Raw genomic sequence first — 14267 nt, forward strand, 5'->3', positions numbered from 1 at the left:
TTCCTATTCCGATCTTAAAGAATTCACCGGATTACGCACAGCAGTTTTTATCGCCTGGTAGCTAATGGTAATAAGGGCGATAACCACCGCCATTAGTCCTGAAAGGAGGAAAATCTTCGGACCTAATTCAATTTTATAATTAAAAGTAGCCAGCCATTCATTCATCATAAAATAGCCGATTGGTGCAGCAAGGATAGTGGCAATTAAAACCAGCCGCACAAATTCTTTGGAGAAAAGCAATACAATTCCTGAAATGGAAGCGCCCAGCACTTTTCGAATGCCCACTTCCTTGGTTTTCTGGATAGCCATAAAAGAAACCAGTCCATAAAGCCCAAGACAGCCAATGAAAATGGCAATGCCGGCAAAGAGGTTGAGTAACCTTAGTACGCGTTCTTCATTGTTATAAAAATTCCTGATGTCTTCATCAAGGAAACTGTATTTAAATTCCTTGCCGGGATAAGTATCTCTAAAGATTTTTTCTATTTCTGCTAAGGTTTTTTCTATCCCCGCCATCTCCACCTGAGCATTTACGGTATACCGAATTTCCGGATCAAACACCATCATTAAAGGATTGATCTGGGTATGGAAGGATTGCATGTGAAAATTTTCAATCACTCCAACAATTTGGACAGCTTGTTCATCACTATAATTAAAAGATTCCCCAATGATATCAATGGAAGAGGTAAATCCGTATTTTTTTATAAAACTTTCATTGACAACAGCTTTGGTTGTATCATTCCGTTCCGGGAACTTTCCCCCCAAAAGATTGAAATGAAAGACCTCAAAATAATCTTTATCCACATATTTGATGTCGATCATATTTTCAGCTTTTAAACTGTCATTTCCATAACTGATATCTCTGGTTGACCTAGAGCCGGAAATAGGAGGGGAGGCTGAAAAACCAACTTTTTTGATTCCTGGAATTTTTAGCATTTCCTGCTGAATAGCCTCACTTTTAAGTTCCTCTCCAAAGGGTTGTCTGAAAGTAATGATAGCATTCGTATTAAATCCTAAATCTTTGGATTTGAAAAATGATAATTGTTCCATTACCACTAAAGTGGCTATAATTAAAACCTGGGTAATCAGGAACTGGAAAATGACTAAGGAGCGTCTTAGTTTCAGGCCGGAAGTATTATTGGAAAACTTGTTTTTTAATGCCATAACCGGAGCGTAGCCGGATAGTACAAAAGCCGGGTAAAATCCTGATAGTAAGGTGGTCGTTCCTAAGATTCCAAAAATAAACAGATACAATCTCCAATCACCCGTAATGGCTTCTCTTAATAAACTGCCTTCAAAATCAATATTTATAAAATCTTTTAATTTGATCAATGAAAGTTCAGTAAGTCCAAGGGCAAAGAGCAGGGAAAAACTGACAATTATGGAGGTTTCCATTAGAAAAAATAAAATAAGCTTTTTTCTGGAGCTGCCTAAAACTTTCCTTACTCCCACTTCTTTTGATCTGTTCACTACCAAAGCAGTGGATAGGTTAATATAATTTATGCTGGCGATAAGCAAGATAAAAATACCTACAAAAAATAAAGCCCAAAGGGTATTCAAATCTCCCTTATTGCTATTAATTGGGAAATAATTTTTATCAAAATGAAAACTGGTTAGGGATTGTAATTCCAAAGACCAATTGTCAATATAGTCTTTATCCGTATTTGCTTTGAGTAAACCGGTAAGCTGCTTTTCAATTTTAGCAATTGATTGTTCTGAGAGGCTGCTTTCTTTAAGGAGTATAAAATTTTGATAACCACTGGATACGCTACCCCAGTCGGGATTCTTGGAAACGTCAAAACTATAAATTTCTGAAGGAACAAAAGCCAGTGCACTTACACTTGTATGTGGATGAGGATTTTCAACAATTCCTACCACAGAAAGGTCTGTACCGTTTAGTGTGAGGGTCTTGCCCAAAGCATCTCCTCTAAAAAACTTGTCTGCCAGTTTTTCGGATAAAACTATTGCATGCTTATTCTTAAATGCAGTTCCGGGTGATCCGGAAATCCATTTCCAGTCGAATATTTTGAAAAAAGTTGAATCAACCCCAAGAATATCATTATCCCTATAGAAAATTTCTTCATCCTCTACTCCGCTAATTTTATCGATTTGCTTAATTCTGATTTCCTCTCTGCCCATCACTACGGGACTTATCTGCTCAATTTCCGGGAAATTGTTTCTTAAAGCTTCTGTTACAGGAAAGGGAGTCCCGGGATTATAGAATGTTTCTTCCCCAAAAACCGGGAGGGTAGTTACCCTGAAAATTCGGTCTTTTTTGGTGTGAAACTGATCATAACTAAATTCATGATTGACAACCAAAAATATGACAAGTGAACAGGTAATTCCCAATGCTAATCCCAGAATGTTGATTATAGAATGTACCTTGTTACGTAAAATGTTTCTTACCGAAATTTTAAAGAAATAGCTTAGCATTTTATCTTCTTTTTGAAAGTGAGTATCAGTAATAATTTTTAATTAGAAATATCATCTGATTGTCAATTAGTTATAGTACAATTGAATGAATTTGATTTTGTCCAAATATTGAATTTAAATTTTTATTCCGATCTTAAAGATTTTGTCGGGTTCATGATGGCGGCTTTTATGGATTGGTAACTTACAGTGAACCAGGCAACTAATATTGAAATAATACCGGAAACCAAAAATACTTCCCATGATATGGCAATTCTATAGGCAAAGTTTCCCAACCAGCCATCTACCATCCACCACGAAACGGGAATGGCTATGAATAAAGCGATTCCGATGAGTTTGGTAAATTCATTGGAAATTAGAAAAACCAGATTGGGAACGGATGCTCCTAATACTTTTCGGATGCCAATTTCCTTTGTCCTTTGTTCTGCGGTGAATGCTGCCAGTCCAAACAAACCAAGACAGGCAATAAAAATAGCCAGAAAGGTGAGCAGGCCAAATCCTTTTCCCAATTGCTCTTCCGATTTGAAGGTGGTATCAAAGGCATCATCCAGAAAACGGTATTCAAAAGGCATTCCCGGGCTCAATTTATTCCATTCTGATTTGGCATAAGCAATGGTTTCAGCAATATCATTGGTGGTAATTTCGGTGTCATCCAAACGGATAGATAAATAGCCTCCGAAATTATACTGGTTCCAATGTGGGTTGTTCTTGTGAAATACAACCAGGGCACTCACATTATTATGCAGGGATTGAAAGTTGAAATTTTTCAGGATACCACAGACTTCATAAGTTGAATTTTCTCCTCCCGGATAATGTAAAATCTGACCAATTGCAAAGTCAGGACTGTCAGGATCAATGCTCCAGCCCAGTTCCTTCACTGCAGTTTCGTTTAGAATTACCTTGCCAAAATCGCTCTCATTTCCATTCCCAAAAGTATTGCCCGCAAGTAATTCCAGCCCAAGTGTGGAAATATAATCCTCATCGGTTAGAAGCCCGTTGATTGGAATTTCGGCCATTTCTACTCCGTATGCTTTGTAGTGATCTTCAAAGTAAATAAATGGGGGAGTAGCATTGGAAAAAGCGCAGTTTTCAACTCTTGATTGTTTTAGAATGGCTTGTTTATAATATTCCTGATTTGCGCCAAGTTTGTCCAGGTTGGAAATAATGAGAAGGTTTTCCTTATTAAATCCCAAATCCTTATTTCGGGTGTATTCCAATTGGTTGTACACAAACAAGGTGCAGATAATCAGGGTAATGGAAATGGAAAATTGAAATATTACCAACAGGTTTCTTAGTCCGCCAAAAGAATTTTTTGGCTCTTTCCCGATTTTATTTTTCATTACTTCTACCGGCTTAAATCTGGTAAGGAAAAATGCCGGATAACTTCCGGAAATGATTCCCAGAATAATCGTAAAAATGAAAATCCCAATCAGCCATACTGGATTAAAAATAATTTCCAGGTCAATTTGCTTTCCGGTAACCTGATTAAAAGGAAGCCTGAATATTTCTGCCAGTCCAAGGGCAAGGATCAAGGAAAGCAAACAAAGCAAAGTGGATTCAATTAAAAACTGATAAATCAATAATTTTTTTCCAGATCCTAAAACTTTCCTTACACCTACTTCCTTAGCCCTTCCTGAAGATTTGGCTGTAGATAAATTCATGAAGTTTATAGAGGCCAGCATCAAAATAAATATCCCGATGGAAGAAAAAACATAGACATATTTGATATCGCTTATGGGGCCTAAGCGATTATAGACCCCATTGGAAAATAGATGAATATCTGTAATTGGAAGCAGGAATAATTCCCATTTCTTGCCTTTCTTTTCATAATCTTCATAAGAATAGCCGTAAACCCGTTCCATAGTTCCTCCTGCATACTTTCTCGGAACCTCTGGAAGTTTGGCTTCAATGGCAGCAATATTGGTATTTGGCTTAACTTTCACGTAAGTCACTACCTGTGTCCAGATCCAGCTCCATTCCATTTCCCGAAAATGGGGGAATGAATAGCTGGAAGCCAGTAAATTAAACTTAAAATGGGAAGTTTTGGGAATATTTTCAATTACTCCGGTGACTTTCAGGTTTATTTTCTCACTACCGGAATTGACCTGAAGTACCCTGCCCATTGGGGAAGTGGCCTTGCCAAAATATTTTTCAGCGGCTTCTTTGGTAAGTACTACCGTGTTTTGTTCCTGTAGTGCTGTGGCCGGGTTACCTTCCATAAATTCAAAAGAAAATACATTGAAAAAATTTGGATCCCCTCCCAGTAAATAAGCTTCATTAAAAGATTTTGTGTGATCTTCCCCATCCGTGTAGCTGACAACCAGAGCATTGAAAGGAGTATAAATTCTGGTGACTTCCTCAAATTCCGGGATTTCGGCAATTAATCCTTCGGCCACTGCCGGTCCGGTAGAGCCTAGATGATCCTCATTATTTCCCCAAATATTGGTTTGATCTATTCGGTAAATGCGTTCTGCATCCTGATGAAATCGGTCATAACTTAATTCATCACTTACATAAATCATTACAATTAAGGTGCAGGCTATTCCTATGGCCAGTCCCACAATGTTGATTATGGAATAAAACTTTTGCTTAATGATATTTCTAATGGCAATTTTCCAAAGATTTTTCAGCATATTATTTCTAGTTTTTTAGTCAATATTTTAATAGAATGCATTACTCAGATCTGAGGGAATCTACTGGATTGACAATTGCAGCTTTTATGGTTTTAAAACCTGAAGTTAAACCTGCAATCAGAAAAGTAATTAAACCCCCGAGGAGAAAAATACCAATACTCAAATCAATTTTGTATGGATAATTGTCCAGCCATTTGGAAAATCCGAAGTAAGCCAGCGGTATGGAAATACAAAAGGCAATTATTATCAGTTTAGAATAGCCCTTTGTGAGTAAAATAAGAATTCCCATCAGGGATGCTCCTAAAACTTTCCGAATGCCTATCTCCTTAGTTTTTAGTTCGGTAAGGTAGGATATCAACCCAAAAAGTCCCAGCATTCCAATAAAAATGGCAATAAAAGCAACCACATTTAAAATCGCCATCATCTTTTCCTCTCCTTCATAAAATCCGGCAATATCATCATCCAGAAATGAATAGTGAAAAGTTTCCCCGGGATATAGCTTTTTCCATTCTTTTTCTATGGATTCCATTGTCCCCAGCATATCCCTGCTTTTCAGTTTTATGCCAATCATTTGGTATTGTGAACCCTCTGAAGTAATGAGAAGAGGCTCCTTGGCTTCCAGAAGGGAAGTGGTATGGAAATCTTTCACTACACCTCTAATGGGTATTTCTCCTCCAAAATCTACAAATTTACCAATAGCTTCTTCAGGGCTTTTTAATCCAATCAGCCTGACAAATTTTTCATTTACCAGACAACTGGAAACGGTATCGCTGGGAAGTAAATTTTCACCGGCTATAAGAGGAATATTATAGGTGGCCAGGTAATCGATATCACCAAATTTTGCTTCTACCATTCCCTTAATCTGGTTTTCTTTAAATTCGAAGCTATTGGCAGATTGAGTGCCTGAAGCGGGTTGGGTATAAGCAAGTGTAGCTTTCTGAATATCCTGATATTGCAAGAGATTACTTTTCAGAATTTTAGCTTTTTCAATATCTTTTTCAGGGAGACTAACCTTTACAAGCGCTTCTTGATCAAAACCAATATGAGTTTCCTTGAGCAGTTGCATTTGCTCCCTTACAATCAGTGTTCCCATGATAAAAAACTGGGAAATAATGAATTGGAAAATTACCAGAGATTGCCTTACAGAAAGTCCTCCGATCTGGGTAGAAGTAATGCCATTTTTCAGGGCTGCAGAAGGATTGAAGCCGGAAATGATCTGAGCAGGATATAAACCAGAAAGCAAAGTAATTCCCAACCAGAGCAGGGTTAAAAAGAAGAACAATTCAAAACTGAAGGCGGTACTTATGGAAAGTGAAAGTCCCAGAAAATCATTGAGCTGAATTAATAACAATTCGGCAAAACCCATGGAAAATACCAGGGCGATGAAAGTGATAATCCCTGTTTCAGCTAAAAATTGAAAACGCAATAACAATCGGGAACTTCCCAATACTTTCCTTACCCCAACTTCTTTAGATCGCCTTGCGGCAAGTGCGGTATTTAGGTTGATAAAGTTGATGGAAGAGGTAATCAGCAGGAAAAGGCCTATGATAATAAGGCCATAAATGCTACCCTTACTGACTGTATTATAATTGAAATTTGAAAAATTTTCATTAAAATGCAATTCGCTCAAAGGTTGCAGGTAATGAGTTTCCTCCTTATACTGGTGATCTTTATAATACTTTTTTACGAACTGCGGAAATCGGTTGTTGATGTTTACCGGATCATAATTTTCTGGCAATAAAATATAGCATTGGTCACCACTCCATACACTTCCCCATTCTTCCATCTCTCTATCCTGCCTCACAGTGGAAAAGGAAATCAACAAATCGAATGGAAAATCACTGTTATTCGGGAAGTCTTCCATTACTCCTGTAACTTTCAAATCATATTTTTTATCCAATTTTAAGATTTCCCCAACAGCATTTTCCTTCCCAAAATATTTCAATGCACTTTTTTTAGAAAGTACGATAGAATTAGGTTCTCCTAGTAAGTTTTCAGTGTTTCCATAAAGAATTTTTCTGGTAAAAACTTTAAAGTAATTGGGTAGGGTATAGGCCATTCTTCCTCTTTCCTCTATTAACTTTTCCTCTCCGTCTTCTATGATACTAATTTTTCCAGATCTCTTGTAGGAAATAAAATTAACTTCCTCGATTTCGGGAAATTCCAATTCCATGGCAGCCGGAAGAGGGAGGGGAACTCCGGGGGTATAATCAGGGTTACCTCCTTTTTTGGATTCGTTCAGCACCCGATAAATTCTGTCATAATTTTCGTGGTGAGTGTTGTAGCTCAATAAAAAACTGGTTAATAAAAAAATTATAATACAGGCGGTAATTCCAAGTGCCAGACCGGCCAGATTTATGGCCGTATGGCTTTTATTTCGCAAGATATTCCGTAAAGCTATTTTTAATAAATTTTTTAGCATATCAATGATTTTTCAAAAATAGTTTTCAATTAGAATACCAGAATTATAACTTTTTGTAAATCAGTATTTTGCGAGTGCTTTAATGGTTTTAAATACCAAAAAGTGTATCGAAAATGATACAGTCATTTGTTTGGATATGATACACAATTTAATTGGAAATAGACAAGGCCAAATAGAATTACAGAAATAAAGTATTAATTTTAATAAAAAACCAACAATCCTGATTTTTTAAATCGAATATCCAGTCTAATGAAAAAACCAGCAAAACCCAGGAATGAGGAAGAAAGACTAAAGGCTTTAAACAAATACAATATTCTGGATACTTTACCTGAGAAGGAATTTGATGATATTACAAAACTGGCCTCTTATATCTGCCAGACTCCTATTTCCCTGGTTAGTTTTATTGACCCTAAGCGTCAATGGTTTAAGTCTCATCATGGGTTGGGGGCTTCTGAAACTCCCAGAGAACAGGCTTTTTGCGCCCATGCCATCCTCAAACCCGATGAAATTTTAGTTGTCCCGGATTCCAGAAAGGATAAAAGATTTGCGGAAAACCCGCTTGTAACCGGAGAACCCCATGTGATATTTTATGCCGGAGTCCCTTTAATTACCCCAGAGGGATTTCCATTAGGTACCCTTTGTATTATTGATAATAATCCCAGGGAAGTGAACCAGGATCAGCTGGAAGCTTTGAAGGCTTTGGCTGATCAGGTAGTGAATTTGCTGGAACTGAGAAAATCTAATCTGGCACTTGAAACAACTAAAAAGGAACTTGAACAAAGGAATAATAACTTGTTGGATTTTGCCTACGTGGTTTCCCATGACATTAAGTCTCCGCTTTCCCAGATTATAGGACTTACCAATGTTGCCAAGATGGATTATGGTAAAATATTGGATGCAAAAGGAAACCAGGTTATTGATTTGATTAACCGATCTTCTCTCAAACTAAAAGCGCTGGTAGATGGTATTTTAAATTATTATAGTGGAGATAAAATTTTAATAGACCACAAAGATGATATTGAATTACCTGATTTTTTCATGGAAATTATTGAGTTTTTTAAAAATGAAAATGGTGAATCCTGTCAGTTTGAGTTTACTCCTGAAAAGCATCAGCTGAAAATTAATAAAACGGCTTTAGAACAAATCTTAATGAACCTGATTGGGAATGGCATTAAGTATAATGAAAAGGAAAATATTCAGATAAAATTAGCCTTCAGGCAGGATGAAAAGTTTTATTATTTTTCGGTGGCAGATAATGGTATGGGCATTAGTAAGGAGGATCAGGAAGAAATTTTTGAGTTATTTAAACACCTTTCGAAAAAAGACCGGTTTGGAAATCTGGGCACAGGGGTTGGCCTATCTACCGTAAAAAAACTGGTGGAAAGACAAAACGGGCAGATTTCGGTTTCATCCACAGTAGGTGAGGGTTCCAGGTTTGAGTTTTCAATTGGCAGGTGATTTTTTTAATTTTATCTTCTTCTCCTAAAAATTAGTATCAAATTTCTTTTTTCAGCCAATGGAATTCAAAACTACCAAATACCAGATTTTACAGGTAAAAATTCCCCAACTCCCCCAACTTCAGGAAATCGCATTAGAAACATTTAAAGCCACCTATGCCCATCTCAATGAGCCCGGGAATTTCCGCAATTATCTGGAGCGTCAATTTAATGAAACGCAATTGAGCAGGGAACTGGAGAATCCGTCATCAGTCTTTTTCTTTTTAAAGGAAGGAGATAAAAAGGTAGGATATTTTAAATTAAACTGGGGCGATGCACAGACGGAGTCTCTTTCCGGAAATGCCCTGGAGTTGGAGCGGATATATGTATTAAAAAACCATCAAGGAAAAGGATTCGGTCAGAAAATGATTGATTTTATTTTGGAGTTCGGAATAACAAATAATTTCGATTTTCTTTGGTTGGGAGTTTGGGAGAAGAATCCTAAAGCAATTAGGTTTTATGAAAAAATGGGATTTAAAAAATTTGGGGAACATATTTTCCGAATTGGGGATGAGGACCAGATCGATTGGATGATGAAAAAAAGTTTCCATAAATAAGACTTTTCAAAAGATAAAATTTTAGAATTATAACACTTTTTGGAGATCCAGAAAAAAAATATCGATAAGTAAAGAGCAATGAGTAAGGGCTGTATTCATCCTGTAATTTTTCCTTATTTTAATCTGAAAATTACTTCCTTTTTTCAATATCTCCGGTAAATTTGGGAAGGATGAGAATCAAAAAATATATTCCCATTTTAGAGTGGCTTCCGGGGTATAAAAAACAAGATTTGCCCGGTGATATTTCAGCTGGTTTAACGGTTGGGGTGATGCTAATCCCACAGGGAATGGCTTACGCCATAGTGGCCGGATTACCTCCGGTTTATGGCTTATATGCGGCATTGTTTCCCCAACTCATTTATGCCATTTTAGGTACTTCCGGTCAACTGGCCATAGGGGCGGTAGCCATGGATTCTCTTTTGGTGGCTGCCGGAGTTTCAGCTTTTGCGGTAGCCGGAACAGCTGAATATATCGAGCTGGCTATTTTGCTTGCCGGATTAATTGGTTTAATCCAGTTTCTTTTTGGAGTATTTAGACTGGGCTTTTTGGTGAATTTCCTTTCTAAACCAGTGATTAGTGGATTTACTTTTGCTGCGGCTTTTATCATTGGGCTAAACCAACTGGGAAATATCACGGGGATTAAACTGGCCAGGGATTCTTATTTACATCACATCTTAATTGATTTTTACCTATCCATTCAGCTCATTCATTTTCCAACTTTGTTGCTGGGCATTTCGGCTATTTTACTCATCAAAATCTTAGGCTGGTGGAATAAGGACATTCCAGCTTCTCTGATGGTGGTGATTTTAAGCATTTTGGTGGTAAGCTTTTTCGATTTTGATCAGCAGGGCGTTCAAATAGTGGGTTCTATTCCCAAAGGCCTTCCCGATTTTTCCTTCCCGAATTTTAGCTTTCATAACGTAACCGAATTATTGCCCACTGCATTCGGACTGGCTCTAATTGGATTTATGGAGGCCACGGCCATTGGAAAAGCTATGGCTACCAACAAAAATAAGGTCCGGGCCAACCAGGAATTAATCGCTTTGGGCTCAGCGAATTTTATTGGGTCTTTATTTCAGAGTTTTCCGGTGTCTTCGGGATTTGCCAGAACAGCTGTAAATATTCAGGCTGGAGCCAAAACCAGTGTGGCCGCATTATTTAGTGCCTCCTTAATTGCACTTACCCTTTTTGTGTTAACACCCTATTTTTATTATCTGCCCAAAGCCATTTTGGCCGCAATTATCATGGTCGCTGTAGTGGGGTTGATTGATGTAGGTTATATCAAAAACTTATGGCGAACAGACAAAAGGGATTTTATTTTAATGCTTATTACTTTCATTTCCACTTTGGGATTTGGCATACAGGAGGGAATTGTTTTGGGAATCTTTTTATCTCTGGGATTGGTGATTTACCACAGTGTTTATCCGCACATGGCCTCCCTGGGGAAAATTGAAGGCACAAATTTTTATAGAAATGTTCAAAGGTTTCCCAAAGCCAGACAGCCGGAAGAAATGCTCATTATCAGGTTTGATGCCCAGCTTTATTTTGCCAATATCAATTATTTTAAAGATAAAATAGAAGAACTGGTAAAAGAAAAAGGGGATAAACTAAAAGTGATAATCTTAAATGCAGATGCCATCAATTCTATAGATACTACAGCCTTTCAGGAATTGCACCAGATGGTAATCAATTACCAAAAAGCGGGAATAGATTTTTACTTTTCGGGAGTAATTGGCCCGGTTCGCGATACCTTTTTCCAAAATAACCTGATTGATGAATTTGGTCGGGAAAAGTTTTTTATGGATGTAGAGGAAGCGGTAAAGTTTTTTGAAAAACACAAGGCCAAAGAGCAAAACACAATTGATGAAAATGCCATCCAGACCAATGTGGGGAATGGAAAGGATATTTAAACTAAAATATTTAATACTAACACCATAAACTTTTAAAATGAAAACTACTTTAAGAATCGGAGGAACGGCTAACTTTATCATTGCCTTTTTACATATATTGGGACTGTTTTGGGCAGATAAAATGTTTGAAGTAACTGGCATAAAACCAGAAATGGACAGGGCTGCGGAAATGATTCATCCGCTTTATCCCTATTTTATCACGGTGGTTGTGGCGGTATTTTTTACGCTTTTCGGCTGTTATGCTTTTTCTGCCATCAACCAATTTAAAAAACTGCCCTTAATAAAACTGGCACTTTGGATAATTGGAATTATTTATTTGGGAAGGGGAATTGGTGGTTTTTTATTTATGAAGTTAGAAACCATCCCATTCTATTTGGCAGCCTCTTATTCTCTGATAGCACTACTTATTGGGGCTTGTTATATCATCGGGGCAAAGCTTTATTCGGAAAAATACAACTAAATCCTGCGGAAATATAATTTTAATCATTGATAATCACCTTTTAATCAGGAAACTAATCAATATATGTAATTGCCTTCATAAATTTATATTATAATGATTAAATTGCATCACTTAAATTGGAACAGTTATATCATCAGAAAATGTTGGTTTAGGTACTGAGATTTAAACTTTTCAGTCCACTTATGAAGTGCGTGATTAAGGTTTAAATCATGCTTATTCAGTGAAAATTATAATACATAATCAGGAAGAATGAAGAAAATTATTTTATTAGTATTGCCGGTTTTAGTGGTTTTGGGATTTGTGGCGGTAAAACCTTCTACTCTTGGGAGTATGTTGTCGGCTGGAGATACAACGAAAATCCTTGCGCCTTCCCCGGAACATTATAGTGAAGCAGCCCTGGTTTCTGCTATTTTAAATCAACATCACTATAGTAAAATAAAACTGGATGATTCTCTTTCGGCAGAAATATTCGATAATTTCATCAACTCCTTTGATAATTTCCATATTTATTTTCTTGAGTCAGATATTAATTCCTTTGAGGGCTACCGCTATCAGCTGGATGATCACCTAAAAGAGGGAAATGTAGATTTTGCTTATGAAGTGTATAAGGTCTTCAGAAGCCGGTTTATGGAGCGTATGGAGAGGATAAACCCCATGCTGGCAGTTGGTTTTGATTTTGGGAAAAAAGAAATCATGGATTTATCTCCGCCAGATAAATGGCTGGCTACGGAGGAGGAAATAGAAGAAGAGTGGAGGTTATTATTAAAAAGCCAGGCTTTAAATTTAAAATTAGCAGGAAAGGATTCCGCTTCCATTATTGAAACAGTGGAAAAACGGTATGAAAGATATAAGAAGGTGATTTCCCAATATAAAAGCGAGGATATTTTTCAGCTTTATATGAATTCACTGGCCTCTTCATTCGATCCGCACACCAGTTATTTTTCCCCTATTAGTGCGGAGAACTTTGAAATTGGAATGAGTCTTTCTCTGGAGGGGATTGGAGCCAGGTTATTTTCTCAAAATGATTATGTCACATTCTCCGAAATTCTTCCGGGAGGACCGGCTTTTAAAAGTAAAAAATTAAATGCCGGGGATAGAATAGTAGCGGTGGCTCAGGAAAATGACACTACTTTTGTGAATATTGTGGGATGGAGAACGGATGATGCAGTACAACTGATAAGAGGTGCTAAAGGCACTACTGTGAGGCTTCAGGTATTGCCGGCAGAGGCTAGTCTTACTTCCAAACCAATTGAGGTAAAAATGGTGAGGGATAAAATTAAACTGGAAGATCAGGCGGCTTCTCAGGAAATCATCCCTTTTGAGTTTAAAAATAAAAACTACAAAATAGGCGTCATTACCATTCCTTCATTTTACCGGAATTTTGAGGCGGTAAGGAATGGAGAAGAAGATTTTAAAAGTACTAAAAAAGATGTGCTTAAAATATTGGAGGATTTCAATGTTGCCGGGGTAGATGGTGTAATTGTAGACTTAAGAAGAAATGGAGGAGGATCATTGCAGGAAGCAGTTGAATTAACCGGGTTGTTTATTCCTGAAGGCCCTGTAGTTCAGGTAAGAAATGCTGACAATTCTGTGGAAATTTTAACAGACCCGGATTCCGATATTCGATACGATGGTCCATTAGCTGTGGTGATCAATCGATTCAGTGCTTCTGCTTCTGAAATTTTTGCTGCAGCTATTCAGGATTATAAAAGGGGAATTGTAGTGGGTGAACAAACTTATGGAAAAGGTACTGTACAGAGTTTGATTGATCTTAAGCGCTTTTTACCTGAAGAGAAAGCCAAGTTAGGCCAGTTGAAGCTTACCCTTGCCAAATTCTACCGGGTAAACGGCAGCAGTACTCAGCACCTGGGAGTTTCACCCGATATTCAAATGCCATCTCCTTTTAGTGCCGAAGAGTATGGAGAAAGCTCCCAGCCAAATGCTTTGCCATGGGACCAGATCGCACCCACGGATTATATTGCCTCAAATTATGTTTCTGAAAATCAGATAAATGCCTTAAATAAATCTTACCAAAAAAGGACAGAAACTGATGAGGGTTTGGTAGAATTGATCAAGAATATTGAGGAAATCAAAAATGAGCGGGAGGTAAACAGTATTTCATTGAATGAGGAAGAAAGAAGAAAAGAAATGGAGGGCGTAGGAGAAGAAGGAAGTAGTTCAGATCTATCAGCCGAAATCGAAAGTGAAGAAATTCCCGAACCTGAAAAACCAGATGAAATTAATGATGTTTACCTAAAACAAAGTATTTATTTAATTGCCGAGTTAATTTCAGGAGTAGGTTGATTTTTGCAAAAATTAAAAAATAGTATCCTGAAGTTTTGAGTACGTTTCACTTAAAGTT

8 protein-coding genes are annotated in these 14267 nt (G+C 37.3%); 5 read left to right on the forward strand and 3 right to left on the reverse strand.

What is annotated here, in order from left to right; all coding sequences use genetic code 11:
* Nucleotides 1-3: 3 nt before the first annotated feature.
* The 3 genes from A3EM_RS0140400 to A3EM_RS0140410 all read right to left on the reverse strand — a co-directional run bounded on the left by A3EM_RS0140400 (nt 4) and on the right by A3EM_RS0140410 (nt 7482).
* Nucleotides 4-2430: an ABC transporter permease gene (locus A3EM_RS0140400; protein WP_020533939.1), complete on the reverse strand. Its 2427-nt coding sequence runs from the start codon at nt 2428-2430 to the stop codon at nt 4-6.
* 122 nt (nt 2431-2552) lie between these two features.
* Nucleotides 2553-5060: an ABC transporter permease gene (locus tag A3EM_RS0140405; protein ID WP_020533940.1), complete on the reverse strand. Its 2508-nt coding sequence runs from the start codon at nt 5058-5060 to the stop codon at nt 2553-2555.
* A gap of 40 nt (nt 5061-5100) precedes the next feature.
* Nucleotides 5101-7482, reverse strand: coding sequence for an ABC transporter permease (locus A3EM_RS0140410; RefSeq protein WP_020533941.1), 2382 nt, complete (start codon nt 7480-7482; stop codon nt 5101-5103).
* Between the two features lie 249 nt (nt 7483-7731).
* Here A3EM_RS0140410 and A3EM_RS0140415 point away from each other — a divergent pair, with 249 nt between their 5' ends.
* The 5 genes from A3EM_RS0140415 (at nt 7732) to A3EM_RS0140435 (ending at nt 14209) form a co-directional block, all read left to right on the forward strand.
* The gene (locus A3EM_RS0140415; protein WP_020533942.1) at nt 7732-8940 is read left to right on the forward strand and encodes a GAF domain-containing sensor histidine kinase; all 1209 of its coding nucleotides are present in this window, start codon (nt 7732-7734) and stop codon (nt 8938-8940) included.
* A gap of 58 nt (nt 8941-8998) precedes the next feature.
* Nucleotides 8999-9535: a GNAT family N-acetyltransferase gene (locus tag A3EM_RS0140420; protein WP_020533943.1), complete on the forward strand. Its 537-nt coding sequence runs from the start codon at nt 8999-9001 to the stop codon at nt 9533-9535.
* A gap of 170 nt (nt 9536-9705) precedes the next feature.
* Nucleotides 9706-11445 (forward strand): SulP family inorganic anion transporter, encoded by a 1740-nt coding sequence (locus A3EM_RS0140425; RefSeq protein ID WP_020533944.1) that lies wholly within the window; start codon nt 9706-9708, stop codon nt 11443-11445.
* A gap of 37 nt (nt 11446-11482) precedes the next feature.
* On the forward strand, nt 11483-11905 hold the full coding sequence (locus A3EM_RS0140430) for a hypothetical protein (protein WP_020533945.1): 423 nt from the start codon (nt 11483-11485) through the stop codon (nt 11903-11905).
* A 249-nt stretch (nt 11906-12154) separates the two neighbouring features.
* On the forward strand, nt 12155-14209 hold the full coding sequence (locus tag A3EM_RS0140435; protein ID WP_020533946.1) for a carboxy terminal-processing peptidase: 2055 nt from the start codon (nt 12155-12157) through the stop codon (nt 14207-14209).
* Nucleotides 14210-14267: the final 58 nt, after the last annotated feature.

It is taken from the genome of Flexithrix dorotheae DSM 6795 (genome assembly GCF_000379765.1).
Taxonomy (GTDB): domain Bacteria; phylum Bacteroidota; class Bacteroidia; order Cytophagales; family Flammeovirgaceae; genus Flexithrix; species Flexithrix dorotheae.

Coding starts and splice junctions, on each gene's coding strand:
- A3EM_RS0140400 (WP_020533939.1), bottom strand. CDS start 2,430: ATGCTAAGCTATTTCTTTAAAATTTCGGTAAGAAACATTTTACGTAAC.
- A3EM_RS0140405 (WP_020533940.1), bottom strand. CDS start 5,060: ATGCTGAAAAATCTTTGGAAAATTGCCATTAGAAATATCATTAAGCAA.
- A3EM_RS0140410 (WP_020533941.1), bottom strand. CDS start 7,482: ATGCTAAAAAATTTATTAAAAATAGCTTTACGGAATATCTTGCGAAAT.
- A3EM_RS0140415 (WP_020533942.1), top strand. CDS start 7,732: ATGAAAAAACCAGCAAAACCCAGGAATGAGGAAGAAAGACTAAAGGCT.
- A3EM_RS0140420 (WP_020533943.1), top strand. CDS start 8,999: ATGGAATTCAAAACTACCAAATACCAGATTTTACAGGTAAAAATTCCC.
- A3EM_RS0140425 (WP_020533944.1), top strand. CDS start 9,706: ATGAGAATCAAAAAATATATTCCCATTTTAGAGTGGCTTCCGGGGTAT.
- A3EM_RS0140430 (WP_020533945.1), top strand. CDS start 11,483: ATGAAAACTACTTTAAGAATCGGAGGAACGGCTAACTTTATCATTGCC.
- A3EM_RS0140435 (WP_020533946.1), top strand. CDS start 12,155: ATGAAGAAAATTATTTTATTAGTATTGCCGGTTTTAGTGGTTTTGGGA.